1 protein-coding gene is annotated in these 546 nt (G+C 59.0%); it reads right to left on the reverse strand.

Translation table 11 applies throughout. The features are described from left to right. Window positions 1-546 (reverse strand): hypothetical protein (locus J5224_RS34530; protein WP_264629331.1); only part of this gene is annotated, 546 nt, incomplete at both ends.

Below are 546 nucleotides of genomic sequence, written 5' to 3' on the forward strand. Positions count from 1 at the left end.
CCTTACCCGTGGCCGTGGTCAGGGCAACCTGGCTGCGATTGGTATCTAATGATGGCCTGTTTCGCCATTCGATGTCGCCGGTTTCGTCATGGCGCCCTGCCGGTCTGCGACCACGCAGTTCAATCGCCAGCGGCTCACCGCTGGTATGCCCCCCTAGTCGGCGGCGCTCTTCTTCGCTGATGGCATCGGTGTCGAAACGGGCGCTGACGGGGACATCCCTCCGTATCTTGCGCAGCACCCAGCGTGTTGCGCCCAGTGCCGCTGGGGAAAGCATCGCCAGGTTGATGAACATAAAAACCTGACCACGCTCTTTGCCGTCTTTCGGATCGAACGCCTTGCCCAGACTTTCAAAAAGGGCTTCGCCGTGGTCAATTCCTTCGCCAGTGATCAGTGTCGTGCTGCCGTTGGCAATGGCGTTGGCGGCAAGTGCCGCGTCAATAGCCGCAAAGGTATACCGTATCCCTTTGTAGAGGCCGAAAAGCCCTCTACCTACACCCACGACAGGAATAATCGACAGGACGCCAAGTCCTATCTGTGCGACGGCTA

This window comes from Candidatus Symbiopectobacterium sp. NZEC135, from assembly GCF_025962695.1.